At 68.9% G+C, this 20115-nt stretch carries 15 protein-coding genes, 1 tRNA gene and 2 pseudogenes; 13 read left to right on the top strand and 5 right to left on the bottom strand.

Going from position 1 to position 20115, the window contains the following annotated elements; all coding sequences use genetic code 11:
• Nucleotides 1-26 precede the first annotated feature (26 nt).
• From ACFVWD_RS37550 to ACFVWD_RS37540, 3 genes are all read left to right on the top strand, one after another.
• The gene (locus ACFVWD_RS37550; protein ID WP_389602510.1) at nt 27-917 is read left to right on the top strand and encodes a siderophore-interacting protein; all 891 of its coding nucleotides are present in this window, start codon (nt 27-29) and stop codon (nt 915-917) included.
• A gap of 154 nt (nt 918-1071) precedes the next feature.
• Entirely contained in the window at nt 1072-2529 is a 1458-nt protein-coding gene (gene desA, locus ACFVWD_RS37545; RefSeq protein ID WP_389602509.1) for a lysine decarboxylase DesA, read from the top strand.
• Nucleotides 2513-3799: a lysine N(6)-hydroxylase/L-ornithine N(5)-oxygenase family protein gene (locus tag ACFVWD_RS37540; RefSeq protein ID WP_389602508.1), complete on the top strand. Its 1287-nt coding sequence runs from the start codon at nt 2513-2515 to the stop codon at nt 3797-3799. The genes desA and ACFVWD_RS37540 overlap by 17 nt, the downstream gene beginning before the upstream one ends.
• Nucleotides 3800-3850: 51 nt before the next feature.
• On the opposite strand, the pseudogene ACFVWD_RS37535 reads toward ACFVWD_RS37540, so the two are convergent.
• A pseudogene (locus ACFVWD_RS37535) lies at nt 3851-5029 on the bottom strand (RNA-guided endonuclease InsQ/TnpB family protein); the annotation flags it as partial.
• 124 nt (nt 5030-5153) lie between these two features.
• Between ACFVWD_RS37535 and ACFVWD_RS37530 the strand changes: the two are divergent.
• A complete protein-coding gene (locus ACFVWD_RS37530; protein WP_389602507.1) occupies nt 5154-5705 on the top strand; it encodes a GNAT family N-acetyltransferase in 552 nt (183 codons plus the stop codon).
• Nucleotides 5702-7474 carry an IucA/IucC family protein gene (locus ACFVWD_RS37525; protein ID WP_389602506.1) on the top strand — a complete coding sequence of 591 codons (1773 nt, stop codon included), beginning with the start codon at nt 5702-5704 and terminating at the stop codon, nt 7472-7474. The genes ACFVWD_RS37530 and ACFVWD_RS37525 overlap by 4 nt, the downstream gene beginning before the upstream one ends.
• A gap of 58 nt (nt 7475-7532) precedes the next feature.
• Here ACFVWD_RS37525 and ACFVWD_RS37520 read toward each other — a convergent pair whose 3' ends face one another.
• The gene (locus ACFVWD_RS37520; protein WP_389602505.1) at nt 7533-9119 is read right to left on the bottom strand and encodes a beta-N-acetylhexosaminidase; all 1587 of its coding nucleotides are present in this window, start codon (nt 9117-9119) and stop codon (nt 7533-7535) included.
• A gap of 85 nt (nt 9120-9204) precedes the next feature.
• Here ACFVWD_RS37520 and ACFVWD_RS37515 point away from each other — a divergent pair, with 85 nt between their 5' ends.
• The gene (locus tag ACFVWD_RS37515; RefSeq protein WP_389602504.1) at nt 9205-10074 is read left to right on the top strand and encodes a DUF4429 domain-containing protein; all 870 of its coding nucleotides are present in this window, start codon (nt 9205-9207) and stop codon (nt 10072-10074) included.
• A 109-nt stretch (nt 10075-10183) separates the two neighbouring features.
• Here ACFVWD_RS37515 and ACFVWD_RS37510 read toward each other — a convergent pair whose 3' ends face one another.
• On the bottom strand, nt 10184-11749 hold the full coding sequence (locus tag ACFVWD_RS37510) for a purple acid phosphatase family protein (RefSeq protein ID WP_389602544.1): 1566 nt from the start codon (nt 11747-11749) through the stop codon (nt 10184-10186).
• A gap of 164 nt (nt 11750-11913) precedes the next feature.
• Between ACFVWD_RS37510 and ACFVWD_RS37505 the strand changes: the two genes are divergently transcribed.
• Nucleotides 11914-12171: a hypothetical protein gene (locus ACFVWD_RS37505; protein ID WP_075029205.1), complete on the top strand. Its 258-nt coding sequence runs from the start codon at nt 11914-11916 to the stop codon at nt 12169-12171.
• Between the two features lie 13 nt (nt 12172-12184).
• Nucleotides 12185-14002, top strand: coding sequence for a glutamine--fructose-6-phosphate transaminase (isomerizing) (gene glmS / locus ACFVWD_RS37500; protein ID WP_389602503.1), 1818 nt, complete (start codon nt 12185-12187; stop codon nt 14000-14002).
• Between the two features lie 180 nt (nt 14003-14182).
• On the opposite strand, the gene ACFVWD_RS37495 is transcribed toward glmS, so the two are convergent.
• The gene (locus ACFVWD_RS37495) at nt 14183-14752 is read right to left on the bottom strand and encodes a GPR1/FUN34/YaaH family transporter (protein WP_168508828.1); all 570 of its coding nucleotides are present in this window, start codon (nt 14750-14752) and stop codon (nt 14183-14185) included.
• A 180-nt stretch (nt 14753-14932) separates the two neighbouring features.
• Nucleotides 14933-15460 (bottom strand): universal stress protein, encoded by a 528-nt coding sequence (locus tag ACFVWD_RS37490; protein WP_384918831.1) that lies wholly within the window; start codon nt 15458-15460, stop codon nt 14933-14935.
• A gap of 324 nt (nt 15461-15784) precedes the next feature.
• On the opposite strand from ACFVWD_RS37490, the gene ACFVWD_RS37485 reads away from it, so the two are divergent.
• The 5 genes and pseudogenes from ACFVWD_RS37485 to ACFVWD_RS37465 form a co-directional block, all read left to right on the top strand.
• Nucleotides 15785-16546 (top strand): hypothetical protein, encoded by a 762-nt coding sequence (locus ACFVWD_RS37485; RefSeq protein WP_389602502.1) that lies wholly within the window; start codon nt 15785-15787, stop codon nt 16544-16546.
• 645 nt (nt 16547-17191) lie between these two features.
• Nucleotides 17192-18421 carry a helix-turn-helix domain-containing protein gene (locus ACFVWD_RS37480; RefSeq protein WP_101405028.1) on the top strand — a complete coding sequence of 410 codons (1230 nt, stop codon included), beginning with the start codon at nt 17192-17194 and terminating at the stop codon, nt 18419-18421.
• Nucleotides 18422-18549: 128 nt separating this feature from the next.
• Nucleotides 18550-19152 carry an oligoribonuclease gene (gene orn / locus ACFVWD_RS37475; RefSeq protein WP_099922506.1) on the top strand — a complete coding sequence of 201 codons (603 nt, stop codon included), beginning with the start codon at nt 18550-18552 and terminating at the stop codon, nt 19150-19152.
• Nucleotides 19153-19258: 106 nt separating this feature from the next.
• A tRNA-His gene (locus ACFVWD_RS37470) sits at nt 19259-19334 on the top strand.
• 347 nt (nt 19335-19681) lie between these two features.
• Nucleotides 19682-20115, top strand: a pseudogene (locus ACFVWD_RS37465) (recombinase); the annotation flags it as partial.

Raw genomic sequence — 20115 nt, 5'->3', positions numbered from 1 at the left:
CACCTGACGATGACTCAGGAGCACTTATGACGACGGCCGTAGCCGCCCCGTTCCGTTTCTTCTCCCTCCAGGTCGTACGGACGAGGCGGCTCGGCCCGTCGCTGGTCCGGATCACCTTCGCCGGCGACGACCTGGTGGCCTTCGCCTCCCACGGCCGGGACCAGAGCCTCTCCCTCTTCCTTCCGCACCCCGGCCAGACCGAGCCGGCTGTCCCCTACGAGCTGGGATGGGGGTCCCCCCGCTCGAGCGAAGCCGAGAGTGGGGGAGGCTGGTGGCAGGGCTGGCGCGAACTCCCTGACGACGTACGGGCGGTGATGCGCTCGTACACGCTGCGGGCGCTGCGCCCAGGCGCCCGGGGCCGTACCAGCGAGATCGACATCGACTTCGTCCTGCACGGCGTGGAGCCGGACGCCGAGGTCCCCGCGGGGCCGGCGTCCCAGTGGGCCTCCCGCGCGGCGGCCGGTGACCGAGTCGTACTGCTCGGCCCGGCGGTCGAGGACAACCGGGCGATCCGCTTCCGTCCGCCCGCCGACACCGACCTGGTCGTCCTGTGGGCGGACGAGACCGCGCTGCCCGCCGCCTCCGCGATCCTCGAATCGCTGCCCGCCGGCACCCGCGTCCGGGCCTGGCTGGAGGTCCAGCACTCCGAGGACATCCAGGACCTGCTGGTCACCGCAGAGGCGGAGATCACCTGGCTCGTGCGCGACGACGGGGCCCCCATGGCCGTCGACGCGGTACGGGCCGCCCGGCTTCCGGCCACCGAGAGCCCGTACGCCTGGATCGCGGGCGAGTCCGGGTGCGTGAAGGAGATGCGCCGTCATCTCGTGCGCGAGCGCGGCATCGACCGCAGGCGGGTCACCTTCGTCGGCTACTGGCGGCGCGGGCTGACCGAGGAGCAACTGCGCGAGCAGGAGTGACCGTTCACGAAAAGTCACAGGTGGGGCGGGGTCGCAGATCGACTTAGGTTAGGCTAACCTAAGTCGAACGCCGGGACCCCGCCCCACTTCTCGTCCCGGCCCAGCCCTCGCCCCACCCGTCCCGCTCGGACTCTCCCGCACGGAGGACCCCCACATGCGCTCGCACCTGCTCAATGACACGACCGCGGAGCGGTACCGCCGCTCCGTGACCGAAGGAATCGAGCGGGTGGCGGCCAAACTCGCCACCACCGACCGACCGTTCACGGGTGTCACGGTCGACGCCCTCGCTCCCCGTATCGAGCGGATCGACCTGGACCGCCCGCTGCACGACACCAGCGCCGTCCTCGACGAGCTCGAAGAGGTCTACCTCCGGGACGCGATCTACTTCCACCACCCGCGCTACCTCGCACACCTCAACTGCCCGGTGGTCATACCCGCCGTGCTCGGCGAGGCCGTCCTGTCCGCCGTCAACTCCTCCCTGGACACCTGGGACCAGTCCGCCGGCGGCACCCTCATCGAGCGCCGGCTCATCGACTGGACCAACGAGCGCATCGGCCTCGGCCCCGCCGCCGACGGCGTGTTCACCAGCGGCGGCAGCCAGTCCAACCTCCAGGCCCTGCTGCTGGCCCGCGAGGAGGCCAAGCCGGGGAGTGAACCGGGCGACACCGCCGCCAAGCTCCGCATCTTCGCCTCCGAGGTCAGCCACTTCAGCGTCAAGAAGTCGGCCAAACTCCTGGGCCTCGGCGCGGACTCCGTCGTCTCGATCCCCGTCGACCACGACAAGCGCATGCAGACGCTCGCCCTCGCCCACGAGCTGGAGCGCTGCGAGCGCGACGGTCTGATCCCGATGGCCGTCGTCGCCACCGCCGGCACCACCGACTTCGGCTCCATCGACCCGCTGCCCGAGATCGCCGAGCTGTGCGCCCAGTTCGGCGCCTGGATGCACGTGGACGCGGCCTACGGCTGCGGACTGCTCACCTCCCTGAAGAACCGGGACCGCCTCGACGGCATCGAGCGCGCCGACTCCGTCACCGTCGACTACCACAAGTCCTTCTTCCAGCCCGTGAGTTCGTCCGCCGTGCTGGTCCGCGACGCCGCCACCCTGCGCCACGCCACCTTCCACGCGGAGTACCTGAACCCGCGCCGCATGGTCCGGGAGCGCATCCCCAACCAGGTCGACAAATCCCTGCAGACCACCCGCCGCTTCGACGCCCTCAAGCTGTGGATGACGCTGCGCGTGATGGGCGCCGACGGCATCGGCGAACTCTTCGACGAGGTCTGCGACCTGGCCCAGGAGGGCTGGAAGCTGCTCGTCGCGGACCCCCGCTTCGACGTGGTGGTCGAGCCGTCCCTGTCCACCCTCGTCTTCCGCTTCATCCCGGCCGCCGTCACCGACCCGGCCGAGATCGACCGCGCCAACCTCTATGCCCGGGGGGCCCTGTTCGCCTCCGGCGACGCCGTCGTCGCGGGCACCAAGGTCGGCGGCCGCCACTACCTGAAGTTCACCCTGCTCAACCCCGAGACCACGGCCGACGACATCACCGCCGTGCTCGATCTGATCGCCGGCCACGCCGAGCAGTACCTGGGAGAGTCCCTTGACCGCGCTTCCTGAATCCGCCGAAGCCACTGGAAAGACCTACGACTTCGTGGGCATCGGGCTCGGGCCCTTCAACCTCGGCCTCGCCTGCCTCACCGAGCCGATCGCCGAACTGGACGGCGTCTTTCTGGAATCCAAGCCGGACTTCGAGTGGCACTCCGGGATGTTCCTGGAGGGCGCGCACCTCCAGACCCCGTTCATGTCGGACCTGGTGACCCTCGCCGACCCGACCTCCCCGTACTCCTTCCTCAACTACCTCAAGGAGTCAGGGCGGCTGTACTCCTTCTACATCCGCGAGAACTTCTACCCGCTGAGGGTCGAGTACGACGACTACTGCCGCTGGGCCGCCTCGAAACTGAGCAGCGTCCGCTTCAGCACGGCGGTCGAGGAAGTGACGTACGAGGGCGATCTGTACCACGTACGGACGGCGACCGGCGAGGTGTTCCGCGCCCGCCGTCTGGTCCTCGGCACCGGAACACCCCCGTACATCCCCGAGGCCTGCGCGGACCTCGGTGGCGACTTCATCCACAACTCCCGCTACCTCCAGCACAAGCGGGAGCTCCAGGCGAAGAAGTCGATCACGCTCGTCGGCAGCGGCCAGTCCGCCGCCGAGATCTACTACGACCTGCTCAGCGAGATCGACGTCCACGGCTACCGGCTGAACTGGGTCACGCGCTCTCCGCGCTTCTTCCCGCTCGAGTACACCAAACTCACGCTGGAGATGACCTCCCCGGAGTACATCGACTACTTCCACGCGCTGCCCGAGCCGACTCGCTACCGCCTCCAGACGGAGCAGAAGGGCCTGTTCAAGGGCATCGACGGCGAGCTGATCGACGCGATCTTCGATCTGCTCTACCAGAAGAACCTCGGCGGCCCCGTCCCGACGCGACTGCTCACCAACTCCTCCCTGAACACGGCCGCTCACGAGGACGGCACGTACACCCTGGGCCTGCGCCAGGAGGAGCAGGGCAAGGACTACGAACTGAGCTCCGAGGGCCTGATCCTGGCCACCGGCTACAAGTACGCCGAGCCCGCGTTCCTGAAGCCGGTCCGCGACCGGCTGCGCTACGACACCCGCGGCAACTTCGACGTGGCCCGCAACTACGCCATCGACACCACGGGCCGCGGTGTCTTCCTCCAGAACGCGGGCGTCCACACCCACAGCATCACCAGCCCCGACCTGGGCATGGGTCCGTACCGCAACGCGTCCATCATCCGAGAGCTGCTCGGCACCGAGTACTACCCGGTCGAGAAGACGATCGCCTTCCAGGAGTTCGCCGTTTGACGTCTCCCCGCCCCTCCGGGGCGGGGACTCCCACGGCTCGCGCCATGGTATTTCCTGCTTCGTTGCCGACCGCCCGCCCGGAGGAACTCCGTTGAGGTCTTACACCGGCTCCACAGGCCGACACCGCCAGCCCGGCGGCCAGAATGTTCTGAGCGGCATTGTGGTCCCGGTCATGGCGGATGCCGCAACCTTCGCATGTCCATTCGCGGACACTGAGAGGAAGTTCGTCACAAATCAAACCGCACGTCGCGCACGTCTTGCTCGATGGGAAGAAGCGGTCGATCGCAACGAGTTCGCGTCCGTACAGGCACACTTGTATTCCAGCATGGAACGCAGCTCTCCCCACGAAGCGTCGGAGATCGAACGTGCCAGCGCACGATTGCCCAGCAGATTGTGGACGCTCAGGTCCTCGATCACGACCAGTTGGTTCTCCTGGACGAGCCGAGTGGACAGTTTATGCAGGAGGTCTCGCCGCCGATCGGCGATCCTCGCATGAATCTTCGCTACTTTCAGGCGGGCCTTGGCCTGGTTCTTGGACCCCTTCTCTTTACGCGCAAGGTCTCTCTGGGCAACCGCCAGCCGAGCACTGTCCTTCCTCTCGAACTTCGGATTGACGACCTTCTCCCCCGTAGAAAGCGTCACAAGGCTGCTGATTCCGACGTCGACGCCGACGGCGCCGCCATCGGCCGGAAGAGGCCGCACGCCAGGGTCCCCAACCAGAAGCGACACAAACCAGCGCCCAGCCGCATCGCGGGAGACAGTCACCGTGCTCGGTCCCGCGCCATCCGGCAAAGGACGCGACCAGCGGATATCAAGGGGTGCACTCATCTTGGCCAGCGTCAGCCGACCATCGCGCCACTTGAACGCCGACCGTGTGTACTCCGCAGCCACTCGGGACTGTTTCCTCGACTTGAAACGCGGGTATTGTGCACGCTTTGCGAAGAATTTCGTGAAGGCAGCCTGCAAGTGCCGCAGGGATTGCTGGAGGGGCACCGAGGACACCTCAGCCAGATAGGCCAGCCCTTCGGTCTTCTTCCATTCCGTCAACATCGCAGAGGTCTCCGCATAGGAGATCCTCCGGTGTTCGTCGGCCCACGCCAAACTACGGGCGTCCAATGCCATGTTGTAGACCTTGCGCACACACCCGAACGTGCGGAGCAGTTCCTCCGCCTGTTCCGCCGCCGGATAGAAGCGGTACTTGAATGCCCGCTTCACGTGCTGGATCGCCATTCCTCAGACGTTAGCCGCCCTCCAGCATGCACGATGCGGTTTTCGTGAAAGTCCACACCACAATCGATCAACACGTTTTCCGGACCCTCCCCCATGACGGGGAAATCTGCACAAGGAGTTCCCGATGAGCGCCGTCGCCCAGGTCGGCACCTTCACCATCCGCCCCCTCGACCCCATCCAGGACGCCGAGTTGCTGCACGGCTGGGTGACGCATCCCAAGGCCGCCTTCTGGATGATGCAGGAGGCGAAACTGCACGACGTGGAGCGCGAGTACATGGCCATCGCGGCCGGCGAGTACCACGACGCGTTCCTGGGGTCGCTGGACGGCGAACCCGTGTTCCTGATGGAGCGGTACGACCCGGCGCACGTGGAGCTGGTCGGTCTGTACGAGCCCGCGCCCGGAGATGTCGGCATGCACTTCCTGGTCGCGCCGACGGAGACGCCGGTGCACGGGTTCACCCGGGCGGTGATCACCGCGGTGATGGAGCACCTGTTCGCCGATCCGACGACCGCGCGGGTCGTCGTCGAGCCCGACGTGCGCAACACCGCCGTGCACGCGCTGAACGAAGCCGTCGGGTTCGTGCCCGAGCGCGAGATAGAGAAGCCGGAGAAAAGGGCGTTGCTGAGCTTCTGCACCCGGGAGCGGTTCGAGCAGGCGGCGGGGGTGGCCGTATGAGCGTCGCCGACGCCGTGGCCCATCTCTCCCCCGAGCGCTGGGAGCGCGCGGGCCGCCTCCTCGTCCGCAAGGCCCTCGCCGAGTTCGCGCACGAGCGCCTCATCACTCCGGAGGCCGACGGCGACGGCGGGTACGTCGTCCGTAGCGACGACGGCCTGACCCGCTACCGCTTCACCGCCACCCTGCGCTCCCTCGACCACTGGCAGGTCGACCCCGAGTCGATCACCCGCCACCGCGACGGGGCCGAACTCCCGCTCGCCGCACTCGACTTCTTCATCGAGCTGAAGACGTCACTGGGCCTGAGCGACGAGGTGCTGCCGGTCTACCTGGAGGAGATCTCCTCCACTCTCTCGGGCATCTGCTTCAAACTCACCAAGCCGCAGATCCCGTCCGCCGAGCTCGCGAAGGCCTCCTTCCAGGAGATCGAGACCGGCATGACCGAGGGCCACCCCTGCTTCGTCGCCAACAACGGGCGGCTCGGCTTCGGCGTGCACGAGTACCTCTCGTACGCGCCCGAGACCGCGAGCCCGATCCGGCTGGTGTGGCTGGCAGCGCACCGCTCCCGGGCCGCTTTCACCGCGGGTGTGGGCATCGAGTACGAGTCCTTCGTCCGCGCGGAGCTGGGCGCCGGGACGGTCGAGCGGTTCGCCGCCACCCTCACTGAACAGGGCCTGGACCCCGAGGACTACCTGCTCATCCCCGTCCACCCCTGGCAGTGGTGGAACAAGCTCTCGGTGACCTTCGCGGCCGAGGTCGCCCAGCGCCACCTGGTCTGCCTCGGCGAGGGCGACGACGAGTACCTGGCCCAGCAGTCCATCCGGACGTTCTTCAACACCACCAGCCCCGGGAAGCACTATGTGAAGACGGCGCTGAGCGTCCTCAACATGGGCTTCATGCGCGGTCTGTCCGCCGCCTACATGGAGGCGACCCCGACGATCAACGACTGGCTGGCCCAGCTCGTCGAGAACGACCCGGTGCTCAAGTCCACCGGCCTGTCGGTCATCCGCGAGCGCGCCGCCGTCGGCTACCGCCACCTCGAGTACGAGGCCGCCACCGACCGCTACTCCCCGTACCGCAAAATGCTCGCGGCCCTGTGGCGCGAGAGCCCGGTCCCCTCGCTCCAGGAGGGCGAGAGCCTGGCCACCATGGCCTCCCTCGTCCATGTCGACCACACGGGCGCCTCCTTCGCGGGCGCGCTGATCAAGCGGTCCGGGCTGACCCCCGTGGAGTGGCTGCGCCGCTATCTGCGCGCCTACTTCACGCCCCTCCTGCACAGCTTCTACGCCTACGACCTGGTCTACATGCCGCACGGCGAGAACGTCATACTCGTTCTCAAGGACGGCGCCGTGCAGCGCGCGATCTACAAGGACATCGCCGAGGAGATCGCCGTCATGGACCCGCAGGCGGTGCTGCCGCCCTTGGTCGAGCGGATCCGCGTCGAGGTCCCCGAGGACAAGAAACTCCTGTCGATCTTCACGGACGTCTTCGACTGCTTCTTCCGCTTCCTGGCGGCCGACCTGGCCGGCGAGGGCATCCTCGACGAGGACGACTTCTGGCGGACGGTCGCCGAGTCCGTACGCGAGTACCAGGCGTCGGCACCCGAACTCGCCGACAAGTTCCGGCAGTACGACATGTTCGCGCCCGAGTTCGCGTTGTCCTGCCTGAACCGGCTCCAGCTGCGCAACAACAAGCAGATGGTGGACCTGGCCGATCCGTCCGGCGCTCTCCAGCTGGTCGGCAGCCTGAAGAACCCGATCGCGGGTCTCTGAGGCCGATGGGGCTCAGGAGTACGGTCCTCCTGAGCCCCATCTTTCCCGTCAACGCCGCTTACGCCGTGGGCCAGGGCACCTGGGGCGAGCGGTAGTAGCCGATCCCCAGGGCCTCCCAGCGCGGCCCCTGCGCCGCGAGCCGCACCTTGTAGGTGTCCCAGTCGTGCGTCGACGCGGGCGACCAGCCGAGCTCGGCCGCTCCGGGCAGCCGCGGGAAGGTCATGTAGTCGATGTCGGCCCCCGTGACGATGGTCTCCGTCCACAGCGGCGCCTCGACGCCCCGGATCGCCGAAGCCGGGGCTCCCGGAAGGTAGGCGCCCGGATCCCAGTCGTACGACCGCTTCACCTCCACCAGGCCCGCCCAGTCCTGCCCGAGCGGGGTGTCGGCGGTGTACTTCATGTCGAGGTAGACCCGGTCGGCGGGCGACAGCACGAGCCCCGTCCCGTTCCGCGCGGCCTCGGCGACCTGCGCCTTCTCCGTGGCACTGGTGTCGTCGAGCCCCCAGTACTGCGCGATCGCGCCCTTCACCGGGTGCGCCCCGGTCAGCTGGTGCCAGCCGACCACCGTCTTCCCGTACTTGGCGACGACCGGCTGCACCGTGTCCATGAAGGCGACGTAGTCGGCGTGGCTGGTGGAGTGGGCCTCGTCCCCGCCGATGTGGAGGTACTTGCCCGGCGTGAGTGCCGCCAGCTCCCGCACGACGTCGTCCACGAAGTCGTACGTCACGGGCTTCGCCACGCACAGCGAGCTGAATCCGACGTCGGTGCCGGTGTAGAGCGGGGGCGCGGTCCCGTTGCAGTTCAGCTGGGCGTACGAGGCGAGCGCGGCGTTGGTGTGGCCCGGCATGTCGATCTCCGGGACGACCTCCAGATAGCGGGAGGCCGCGTACCGCACGATCTCCTTGTAGTCGGCCTTGGTGTAGTAGCCCCCGTGCCCGCCTCCGACCTGCGTGGACCCTCCGTACGTGGCGAGCCGCGGCCAGGAGTCGATCGCGATGCGCCAGCCCTGGTCGTCGCTCAGGTGCAGATGCAGTTTGTTGACCTTGTAGAGGGCCAACTCGTCGATGTACCGCTTGACTTGCGCGACGCCGAAGAAGTGCCGGGAGACGTCGAGCATCGCGCCGCGGTAGCCGTAGCGCGGGCTGTCTTTGATGGTGCCGCCCGCGACGAGCCAGGGGCCGGGCTGCACGGAGTTCTTCTCGACGGCGGCGGGCAGCAGTTGGCGCAGCGTCTGGACGCCGTGGAAGAGCCCGGCGGGCGCGGCGGCCGTGATGGTGACGCCGCTGTGCCCGCTGTCCAGGCGATAGCCCTCGGCGCCCGTGGACCCCGCCGCGATCCGCAGCCGGATACCGCCCGTGCCGTGCGTGGTGACGGGCAGCCGGTACCCGGTGGAGGGACGCAGGACGTCGGCCAGATACGTGCCGACCCGGCGGGCCTGAGGCGAGTCCTCGACCCGGATACGCGTGCTGTCGGTGATGCGATACGGGGATCCGCCCGCGTCGACCGAGGCGGGGGCCGGCACCACCTGCCCGAGCGGGGTCGCGGTGCGGCCCGACTCGGAGTGTGCCGCACCGGCGACTGAGATACCGGCGGCCGCCACGAGCAGCAGCGTACCGAGGAGGCGGGGCGTTCTGTGCTGTCTCACATGCGCTCCCTTCGAAGGACCCTGCAAACGAATTGCGGATGGGTATAGACCACTCTTCCGCAGACCCGGTGAAACAATCCCCCTCATGGCGGAAATCATCCAGAAGGACGGGACGTGGACCTTCGACGGCGACGCGCTTCGGCTGACTCCCGGGCGCGACAAGAACGTGAGCCTGCTCCGCAAGACCTTGGGTGAACTGACTGTCCCGCTGGGAGCGTTGGCGGGGATTTCCCTCGAACAGGGCAAGAAGTGCGGGCGGTTGCGGCTCCGGCTGCGCGACGGCGCCGACCCGCTGCTCCAGGCGACTGGCGGCAAGCTCGCCGAGCCGAACGACCCCTACCAGCTCGCCGTGGAGTCCGACCGCTACGGCGTCGCCGAGTACGTCGTCGACGAGGTCCGGGACGCGCTGCTTCTGGACCGGGTGCCGGCCGACCCGGTCGACAGCTATCTGCTCCCGGGCCCCTCCGTACCGCTGTCCGTCTCCGCCGGCGACGGCACCGCGAGCTTCGACGGCGAGCACGTACGCCTGGAGTGGAACTGGAAGACCGAGGACTCCAAGTCCGCCGCCGGAGCCCGCTCGCTTCCCCTCGCCGACCTCACCACCGTCGAGTGGCACCCCGCGGTCGGCCTGGAGAACGGCTACCTGCGCTTCACCGTCCGCGGCGCGGAGACCAAGGCCCCACCGAAGTACGACCCCAACTCCGTCGAGCTGTGGGGCTTCAAGAAGGACCCGCTGATGGCCCTGGTCGCGGCGGCGGTACAGGCCCGGCTCCCGCATCCCACGGCGTCCCCGGAAGCCGCGCAGGCGGCGGAGCAGCCCGCCGCGATCGCCCCGGAGGACGACCACGACGCCCTGCTCCGCCGCCTGCGCGAACTGGGCGACCTCCACAAGTCCGGCATTCTGACGGACGAGGAGTTCGCCCTGGCCAAGCAGGCGGTCCTCAAGCGAATGTAGAAACCCCGCTCGAGGACCGCCCAGGTCGTCCCGCCCCGCCTTCCAGGCATACGACCACATGCTTTTAGGGGCGCGGGGAACTGCGCGACCAGCCCCCACTCACCCGCACCTAACGAGCTCGTCGAGCCACCGTGAAGTGGTCAACTTCGGCACCCGTCTCGGCAATGCCCCGCACCGTCAGCGTGGCCAGCCGGCCCTTGTGCGCGGGCGTGACGTCCACCCGGAGGAACGAGTAGTTGAGGTACCGCACCCGGGACCAGGCGACCGTCTCGTTCTGCTTGCCGTCCTTGAGGTTGATGAAGGAGGCGACGGAGTCGACCTCGTTCTCGTGACCCTCGTACGACTCCGGGGCGGTGAACGCGTACAGGCTCCGCCCGGCCGCGCCCGCCGTCACGTACACGACACCGTCGGTCTCCGGGTACGCCGTGCCGCCGATCGGCAGCTTCTTGGTGACCGCGTTGCCCTTGATGACGTCCGTGCGCTCGTACTGGTGGTTGTGGCCGTTGATGACCAGGTCCACCGTGTACTTCTCGAACAGCGGCACCCACTCCTGTCGCACGCCCCCCTCCGAGGCGTGCGCCGTGGAGGTGCAGTACGCGCAGTGGTGGAAGAAGATCACGATGAAGTCGACGTCCTTGGACGCCCGGAACTTCTTGAGCTGGCCCTCGAGCCACTTCGTCTGCGTTCCTCCGGATATGCCCAGGTTCGCCGGGATCTCGAAGGAGATGTCGTTGGCGTCCAGCGAGATGATCGCCGTGTTGCCGTAGACGAAGGAGTAGACGCCGGGCAGGTTCTTCTTGTCGGGCCCGTTGTCCGGAAGCGACCAGCGGGCCTCTTCGCCGCCGTAGCCGTTGGGCGAGTACCAGGCCTCCATGTCGTGGTTGCCGTACGCGGGCATCCACGGGACCTGCTTGGCGACCGTCTCGGTCTGGGCGAGGAACTGGTCCCAGATGCGCGAGTCGAAGCCGGTGTCCTCCTTCTTGCCCGCGCCGGCCGGGTCCGCGTACGCGATGTCGCCGGCGTGCAGGTGGAAGGCCGGGTTCTGGCCGAGCAGCAGGGCGTCGTTGGCGAGGCCGTGGTAGCCGACACCCTCGTCACCGAAGGCCGTGAAGGTGAACGGCTCGGCGTGCGAGGGCGCGGTGGTGAAGGTGCCGAGCGTGCCCAGCAGGTGGGGCGCGCAGGGGTCGAAGCCCGCGTGGCCGACACCGTAGTAGTACGTCTTGCCGGGGCGCAGGTGGGTGAGCTCGGCGTGCAGGTAGTACTGCGTGTGGTCGCCGCTCGCGCCGACACCCGCCGGGGTGTAAAGGGTGCGGACCTCGGCCTCGATCTTGCGGGAGAGGTCCCAGGGGTGGGCACCGATGCGGATGAACGGCTTCTTCACCTCGGCCGGAACCTGCCAGGAGACCGTGATCTCCGTACGCGGGTCATTGCCGAAGGCGAGGTGACGGCCGAAGGGGGCGACGAGGGCGCCGTCGACCTTCTCGGTCGAGGTGGCGGTGGCCCGCGTCGGGACCGCGGCCTGTGCGACGGCGCCGGGCACGAAGGTGCCGCCCGCGACGGCGCCGAGGGTCACGGCCCCGCCTCTGATCATGTTGCGCCGGGAGAACTTGGCGCGGAGATACTCGTGCTGCTCTGCCATGGTCATGCGCTCGGCGAGCTTCTCCGGTACGCCCATGCGTGGAGTGTCCATGGCCACAGAAGTTGCTCCCGGCAATCGACGCGGCACAAGACGCAGGATGGACAGCTTGCTAACAGCCCCCCATAAGACCTTCAACAGCCACTTGCCCGATATCGGGCAGGATTCTTGCGAAACGGCTCTTGGTACCCCAGGATCAACGGGTGCACGACGAACTTGTTGATCACCTGACGCGCTCCACCCCCCTCAACCGGGGCGAGGCACTGCGGGTGGTCCAGGACGTGCTCGCCTACTTCGACGAGACGACCGAGGACTACGTCCGTCGCCGCCACCGCGAGCTCCAGGCCCAGGGCCTGGTCAACGCGACGATCTTCGAACGGATCGAGGCGGACCTGAAGTACCGCGCGGTCGCGCCGCCGGAGCTCACGCTCAGGCAGCTGCGCCGCATTGTCTACGGCTGAGGAATACATATATATGTGCGGAATCGTCGGATACATCGGCAGGCGTGACGTGGCACCGCTGCTGCTCGAAGGCCTCCAGCGCCTGGAGTACCGCGGCTACGACTCGGCGGGCATCGTCGTCACGACGCCGAAGTCGGCCGCTCTGAAGATGGTCAAGGCCAAGGGCCGGGTCCGTGATCTTGAGGCCAAGGTCCCCGCACGCTTCAAGGGCACCACCGGCATCGCCCACACCCGCTGGGCCACTCACGGCGCCCCCTCCGACGTGAACGCGCACCCCCACATCTCCGGCGACAGCAAGGTCGCGGTCGTCCACAACGGCATCATCGACAACGCCTCCGACCTGCGCAAGAAGCTCGAGGCGGACGGCGTCGAGTTCCTCTCGGAGACCGACACCGAGGTCCTCACCCACCTGATCGCCCGCTCCCAGGCCGAGAAGCTCGAGGACAAGGTCCGCGACGCACTCCGGGTGATCGAGGGCACGTACGGCATCGCGGTCCTGCACGCCGACTTCCCCGACCGCATCGTGGTGGCCCGCAACGGCTCCCCGGTCGTCCTCGGCATCGGCGAGAAGGAGATGTTCGTCGCCTCGGACATCGCCGCCCTGGTCACCCACACCCGCCAGATAGTCACTCTGGACGACGGCGAGATGGCCACCCTCAAGGCCGACGACTTCCGTACGTACACCACCGAGGGCACCCGTACGACGGCCGAGCCGACCACCGTGGAGTGGGAGGCGGCCTCGTACGACATGGGCGGCCACGACACGTACATGCACAAGGAGATCCACGAGCAGGCCGAGGCCGTGGACCGGGTGCTGCGCGGCCGTATCGACGACCGGTTCTCCACCGTGCACCTCGGTGGCCTGAACCTGGACGCCCGTGAGGCGCGCCAGATCCGCCGCGTGAAGATCCTCGGCTGCGGCACCTCGTACCACGCGGGCATGATCGGCGCCCAGATGATCGAGGAGCTCGCCCGCATCCCCGCGGACGCCGAGCCGGCCTCCGAGTTCCGCTACCGCAACGCGGTCGTCGACCCCGACACCCTGTACGTGGCCGTGTCCCAGTCCGGTGAGACGTACGACGTACTGGCCGCCGTGCAGGAGCTGAAGCGCAAGGGCGCGCGGGTGCTCGGTGTGGTCAACGTCGTCGGCTCGGCGATCGCCCGCGAGGCGGACGGCGGCATGTACGTCCACGCGGGCCCCGAAGTCTGCGTCGTCTCGACGAAGTGCTTCACCAACACGACCGTCGCGTTCGCGCTGCTCGCCCTGCACCTCGGCCGCACCCGCGACCTGTCGGTCCGCGACGGCAAGCGGATCATCGAGGGCCTGCGCAAGCTGCCCGCGCAGATCTCCGAGATCCTGGAGCAGGAGGACGAGATCAAGAAGCTGGCCGAGGAGTACGCCGAGGCCCGCTCGATGCTCTTCATCGGCCGCGTCCGGGGCTACCCGGTGGCCCGTGAGGCCTCCCTGAAGCTCAAGGAGGTCTCGTACATCCACGCCGAGGCCTACCCCGCCTCCGAGCTCAAGCACGGCCCGCTGGCGCTCATCGAGCCCGCGCTGCCCACGGTCGCGATCGTCCCCGACGACGACCTCCTGGAGAAGAACCGCGCCGCCCTGGAGGAGATCAAGGCCCGCAGCGGCAGGATCCTCGCGGTGGCGCACCAGGAGCAGGAGAAGGCCGACCAGACGATCGTCGTCCCGAAGAACGAGGACGAGCTGGACCCGATCCTCATGGGCATCCCGCTGCAACTCCTCGCCTACCACACGGCGTTGGCCCTGGGCCGCGACATCGACAAGCCGCGCAACCTGGCCAAGTCGGTGACGGTGGAGTAAAAATCCACAGGCCCACCGAAGCGACAATTGAGAAACCCCCGCGGCGAGCAACCACTTCCGCGAGAGCGGCGCCGGTTTAGGCGCAAAACACGAGAACGGGTCCCTGTGCCACGCCACCAGCGCACAGGGACCCGTTCTTTCAGGGGGCCGGGGCCGCCCATGCCCCGGCCCGCGCCGACTTCAGCCGGTGGCCGTCACCCCCCGGCCGGCGGCGCGTCCCGGAAGCGTGGTGGGCCAGTGAGCCATGGCCGCCGTGGCCCCGTACCAGGCGAGCGCTCCGCCGGCGACGGCGAACCAGCCGCCGACCTTCCCCAGACCCCCGCTGTCGCCGAACTGCCCGACGGCCAGCAGGAGAAGGGCGACGAAGAGCAGCGCGTACGTTCCTCGGGTGAGAAGTGCGGCGCCGCTCGCGCCCGCGGTCAGGCTCAGCGCGACGAGCGCGAACAGGAGCAGGAAGAGACCGGTCGCGTTGGCGGACATCTGCGTGCCGGCCGTGACGCCCCAGGTGAACCAGAACGCGCCGAGCGCCGTGAAGGCCGTACCGGTGAAGGCGTCGTGGTCGCGGAAGGCGAACAGCCCGGCTACGAAGAGCGCGATGCCACCGACATAGGTGGCGAGGGAGACGGAGTCGGCCGCTGTCACGCCGTCGATCACTTGGGTGTGACCGAGGCCGAAGAGCAACAGGGTGAGGCCGAGCGCGAGGTGGCCGAGGGTCGAGGTGATGCTTCCCGCGGAGACGTCATTGTCCACGGCGGGCTCCCTTCATGCATGTGCAGTTGTGCTGCGTGGTACCGGCCGTACGGTTGGTCCGGTGGCCGGTATGTACCCTTCACAAGGGCACAAACCACCTCTACGCGCGAGTAGATTCATGCCGTTCCAGGCACCCGCCAAAGGGAGTTGACGGTAGGTCAGGGGGCGTCGGAGGATGCGTCAGGGGATGACGATCACCGGGCGCCGCGCACGCTTCGCGAGCCGTCCGGCCACCGAGCCGAAGATGCGCCCGACGATGCCGTGCGTGGAGCCGACGACGATCGCGTCCGCCTCGTACTCCCGCCCGACCTCTTCGAGTTCGTGACAGATGTCACCGCCGCGCTCGACGAGGATCCAGGGCACCTCGGCCAGATATTCGGCACACGCGAGTTCGAGACCGAGCACCTCGGTGCGGTGGTCGGGCACGTCGACGAAGACCGGTGGTTCACAGCCCGCCCACACGGTGGTGGGCAGCCGGTTCGCGACATGCACGATGATCAGGCCCGAGCCGGAGCGGTGGGCCATGCCGATCGCGTAGGCGAGGGCGCGCTCGCTGGACGTCGAGCCGTCGAAACCGACGACGACGCCGTGCTTGAAGGCAGGATCGCAGGACTGGCGGGGTTCTTCCGCCGCCAGGGGCTCGGCCGACGTGGGATCGGCGAGCGGGCGCTTGCGGTCCGCGGGATCGAAGAATTCGTGACCGGCCATGGGTATCTCGGCGTTTAGATCCTCGTGGTGGGGACGACATCGTGCGGCAGAGCTGTGTCCGGGAATCATCTTCCCAACCCCATACCCCCAAGGGTACGGCGGCACGCCTCCTCTGCCCAGATCTCGCGCGCACTGCGCGGCGTTCCCCGGAGCATGCATGAGAGGCGCCCTTAACGCAATGGTTGCTGCCCCGTACAGGCGGTTTGCACAGGGTTCACCCAGGCGCGCGGTCTTTCGTAGGTGACCGGCGGGTCGAACACGCGTTGAACCGATGAGCCACCGCCATGGAGAGCACTGGAGTACCAGGGAACCAGGGAGCAGACCGTGCCAGGACCAGAGACCGCGTCCCACCCCTCCTCCCCGGCGCCCGCCACGTCACCCGGGCCGGACACGGCGAGCGAGGTGGTGCGGTGGGCGGCCTTCAGCTGCGTCCTGGTCCCCGTCGTCCTCGTCTGGTTCGGCACCTCCCTCGCCGGCGCGGCCGGTACGGCGCTGGGCCTGGCGGCCGTCACCGGTGCCTGCCGGGTCCTCCTGCGCCAGTCCGAGCGCGTCGCGGCCCGCCTCCACGCGGACGAGCCGGTCGCACCCCGGGCCCGGCACAGCAGGACCGGCCTCCACGGCGGCGTCCCGCACCACCACCACGCCCGCCCCGGGCGTGGCCGCCGGGGTCGCACCGGGGCGCCTCGCGGGGAGAGAGACCCCGGCGCCCGGGACGACGGGATCCACGGCGAGACGGCCCACGCCGAGGGGACCACCCCCGGCACCCGGAACCCCGGGGCCGGGGCCGGGGCCGGGACCGGGAGCGGGGCCAGGGCCGGGGCCGGGACCGGGACCGGGAGCGACCAGGGCCGCGCCGTGCGGGGCCGGAACGGACGGGACCGGGACGGACGGGACCGGGACGCACGGAATCCGGACGCACGGAATCCGGACGCACGGAATCCTGGCGCACAAGCCCAAGACACGGCGAACCCGACCGGACAGGACCGGACCCCGGGAAACCTGGCCGAACGAGACGGGCACCCGGAGAACCTGATCACCTGGGACCGGGCCCCGCAGAACCTGATCACGTGGGACCCGAGCGACTGAAACCGGGACGCGCAGGATCCGGACACCCGGGTCCAGGACACACAGGATCCGGACACCCGCGTCCGGGACGCTCGGGGCCGGGACACGCGCGACCAGGACACACGGCGCGAGGCCCCTCGCGGCGGCGTCCCGCTCGAGCGCCCGGCACGGCACCGTGGCACGCAGGATTTGGCCGACTCGCACATCATGAACGGCTTGCAGGGCAGTAGTGGCTCGGGGGCGCACAGGGGCGGGCGTCACGGCGGAGGAAAGAAGCCGGTTGACTGACCGGTTTGCGCGCACGCCCCCGGTTCTTTTCAGCCAACTTCGGTCACCCGCGCATCCCTTGCTCGAACGACCCCCCAACCCGCGTTCCACCTGCGCCGAAAGGCCTCTGGAGGGCGCACGCACCCTATGGGGATTGGCCACTGACACGAGGCGCACTTCCCTGCAAGGCCCACGAGTGCAACGCTTCGTGATCGAATGCTTCACGCCAAGTTGCCATGTCGACATTCTGCCGAGTGCCGAACTGGTCACCTTGGCGCCACGGGACACAGTAGATTCGATCTTGACTGTCTTACGGCGGGGGACTCGTGCAGGACCGAGGGGAAACGTGCAGGAGCGACACAACCGAGGAGCCGCGACCACCGAGGGGGGCTTAGCAGTATGAGCCACGACTCCACTGCCGCGCCGGAAGCCGCGGCCCGGAAACTTTCCGGGCGACGCCGCAAGGAGATCGTCGCGGTGCTGCTGTTCAGCGGCGGCCCCATCTTCGAGAGTTCCATACCGCTGTCGGTGTTCGGGATTGACCGCCAGGACGCCGGCGTGCCGCGCTACCGACTTCTGGTGTGCGGCGGCGAAGAAGGCCCGCTGCGGACCACAGGGGGCCTGGAACTCACCGCGCCGCATGGCCTGGAGGCGATCTCGCGGGCGGGCACCGTCGTGGTGCCGGCCTGGCGTTCGATCACCTCTCCGCCACCGGAGGAGGCGCTCGACGCGCTGCGCCGGGCGCACGAGGAGGGAGCCCGCATAGTCGGACTGTGCACCGGCGCCTTCGTGCTGGCCGCCGCCGGACTGCTGGACGGCCGACCGGCGACGACCCACTGGATGTACGCACCGACGCTGGCCAAGCGCTACCCGTCGGTCCACGTCGACCCGCGAGAACTCTTCGTGGACGACGGGGACGTGCTGACCTCCGCGGGTACGGCGGCCGGAATCGATCTCTGTCTCCACATCGTGCGGACGGACCACGGCAACGAGGCGGCCGGCGCGCTGGCCCGCCGTCTGGTCGTGCCCCCGCGCCGGAGCGGCGGTCAGGAGCGCTATCTCGATCGGTCTTTACCAGAGGAGATCGGCGCCGACCCCCTCGCGGAGGTCGTCGCCTGGGCGCTGGAGCACCTCCACGAGCAGTTCGACGTCGAGACGCTGGCGGCACGCGCGTACATGAGCCGCCGCACCTTCGACCGCCGGTTCCGCTCGCTCACGGGGAGCGCTCCCCTGCAGTGGCTGATCACTCAGCGCGTACTGCAGGCGCAGCGGCTGCTGGAGACCTCCGACTACTCGGTCGACGAGGTCGCCGGACGCTGCGGCTTCCGTTCGCCGGTCGCGCTGCGGGGTCACTTCCGGCGCCAGCTCGGCTCGTCCCCGGCCGCGTACCGGGCGGCGTACCGCGCGCGCAGGCCGCAGTCGGAACGCCCGTCGGACGTGGACGGCTCCGCGGGCCAGGCCGGGCCACCGCCCGTCCTGAGCCAGGAGAGCCCGGTGCCGCTGCAGACCCGCCGCACGGCGGCCGCCACCGCCCTGGGCCCCTCGACGTCCCTGTCGACGGAGCCGGGCAAGACGGGCACCGAGCTGTACGCGGCCGGGCGCCTGCCGGGGCAGCGCAGCGCGCCCTGAGGCAATGACGCGAGACGGTGGCGGCCCGGAACCCGACGAGGGTCCCGGGCCGCCGTACCGGGCCACCACGCAGGTCACCGCCGTCCCGGATCTGCCCGTGCGCCGGAGCGCGCCGTAGGGTTAGGGCCATGAACGATCGCATGGTGTGGATCGACTGCGAGATGACCGGGCTCTCGCTGTCGGAGGACGCACTCATCGAGGTGGCCGCGCTGGTCACCGACTCGGAACTGAACGTGCTCGGCGAAGGGGTGGACATCGTGATCCGCCCGCCGGAGCGGGCGCTGGAGACGATGCCGGACGTGGTGCGCCAGATGCACACGGCCTCCGGCCTCCTCGACGAACTGGCCGAGGGCACGACCCTGGCCGACGCCGAGGCACAGGTCCTCGCCTACGTACGTGAGCACGTCAAGGACCCTGGCAAGGCCCCGCTGTGCGGAAACTCGGTCGGCACGGACCGGGGTTTCCTGTCGCGCGACATGCCGGCCCTCGAGGACTACCTCCACTACCGCATCGTGGACGTCTCCTCGGTGAAGGAGCTGGCCCGCCGCTGGTACCCCCGGGCCTACTTCAACAGCCCGGAGAAGAACGGCAACCACCGCGCCCTCGCAGACATCCGCGAATCCATCGCGGAGCTCCGCTACTACCGCGAGGCGATCTTCGTCCCGCAGCCCGGCCCCGACTCGGACACCGCCCGCGCCATCGCGGCGAAGCACGTGGTGTCCGCCGAATGACGCATGTCCGGGGCCCCGAGGGACCCCGGAGAAAGCCTGGCGCGAGCACCCCTTCGGACCCTGTACACTTTTTCTCGGCCGGTCAGGGAAACCAAGACCGGTCGTGGTGGGTGTAGCTCAGCTGGTAGAGCACCTGGTTGTGGTCCAGGATGTCGCGGGTTCAAGTCCCGTCACTCACCCCACGAGACAGGCCCATGATCTGTGGAAACACAGGTCATGGGCCTGTCTGCCGTTTGGCCACGGCCGAACCACGGCGCCTCCACCCGCGATCCGAGTCGTCCGGGAAGGAGCGATAGCCGTCAGTCCGCATGGAACCTCGCTCCGCGTATACGTCCGGTCACATCCTGTGTAGCTGCTCGCGCACCGCATGGGCCAAGTGCCGCGCCCCGGTCTTCCGGCACGCTCGCCGCGTTGTCGAGGGCCAGCAGCCGAGCCACCTCGGCTGCGGCCGACAGGAATGTCGGTGCCTCTGCGCTGACCGAGGCGCTTGGAGACCCGTTGGCTCGTTGCAGGCCATTAGCCTGTCGGTATGTCAGAGCGTGTCATGCCCGGTCGCACGGACGGCCTGATCACCCTGGGTGCCGCGGACGCTCTCTGGGTCGATTTGACGGCCGACAGTGCTGTGCCGACGGCTTCTGGGGCATTCACCTGCTCTCCTGCCCGTGCCCGGGTGGGGTACGTCCTGCTCGGCGGCCGCATGGTGGCGACGGTGAGGGCGAGCGGCGGTCAGTGGAGCGTTCCGGAGGTTGAGGTGCGCCGGGCGGCCGGGGAACTGAACGCGGTGCGGATGGATCGGCAGGACCTGGTCCGCATCGGTCCGTTTCGTGGGGCGCCGAGGCAGGAGTGCACCGAGGAAACGCCGCTGCGCTGGCGACGGCGCATCATGGGGGAACTGCAGGAGCTGGGCGGCCCCGAGCGGGCAGCACGACGTGAAGTCGGCCGCTCGTACCATCTGGCGGGGAT

The organism is Streptomyces sp. NPDC058086 (genome assembly GCF_042885015.1).
GTDB lineage: Bacteria > Actinomycetota > Actinomycetes > Streptomycetales > Streptomycetaceae > Streptomyces.
This window is presented reverse-complemented; position numbering and strand designations above follow the sequence as displayed.

Coding starts and splice junctions, on each gene's coding strand:
- ACFVWD_RS37550 (WP_389602510.1), top strand. CDS start 27: ATGACGACGGCCGTAGCCGCCCCGTTCCGTTTCTTCTCCCTCCAGGTC.
- desA (WP_389602509.1), top strand. CDS start 1,072: ATGCGCTCGCACCTGCTCAATGACACGACCGCGGAGCGGTACCGCCGC.
- ACFVWD_RS37530 (WP_389602507.1), top strand. CDS start 5,154: ATGAGCGCCGTCGCCCAGGTCGGCACCTTCACCATCCGCCCCCTCGAC.
- ACFVWD_RS37525 (WP_389602506.1), top strand. CDS start 5,702: ATGAGCGTCGCCGACGCCGTGGCCCATCTCTCCCCCGAGCGCTGGGAG.
- ACFVWD_RS37515 (WP_389602504.1), top strand. CDS start 9,205: ATGGCGGAAATCATCCAGAAGGACGGGACGTGGACCTTCGACGGCGAC.
- ACFVWD_RS37510 (WP_389602544.1), bottom strand. CDS start 11,749: ATGGGCGTACCGGAGAAGCTCGCCGAGCGCATGACCATGGCAGAGCAG.
- glmS (WP_389602503.1), top strand. CDS start 12,185: ATGTGCGGAATCGTCGGATACATCGGCAGGCGTGACGTGGCACCGCTG.
- ACFVWD_RS37490 (WP_384918831.1), bottom strand. CDS start 15,460: ATGGCCGGTCACGAATTCTTCGATCCCGCGGACCGCAAGCGCCCGCTC.
- ACFVWD_RS37480 (WP_101405028.1), top strand. CDS start 17,192: ATGAGCCACGACTCCACTGCCGCGCCGGAAGCCGCGGCCCGGAAACTT.
- orn (WP_099922506.1), top strand. CDS start 18,550: ATGAACGATCGCATGGTGTGGATCGACTGCGAGATGACCGGGCTCTCG.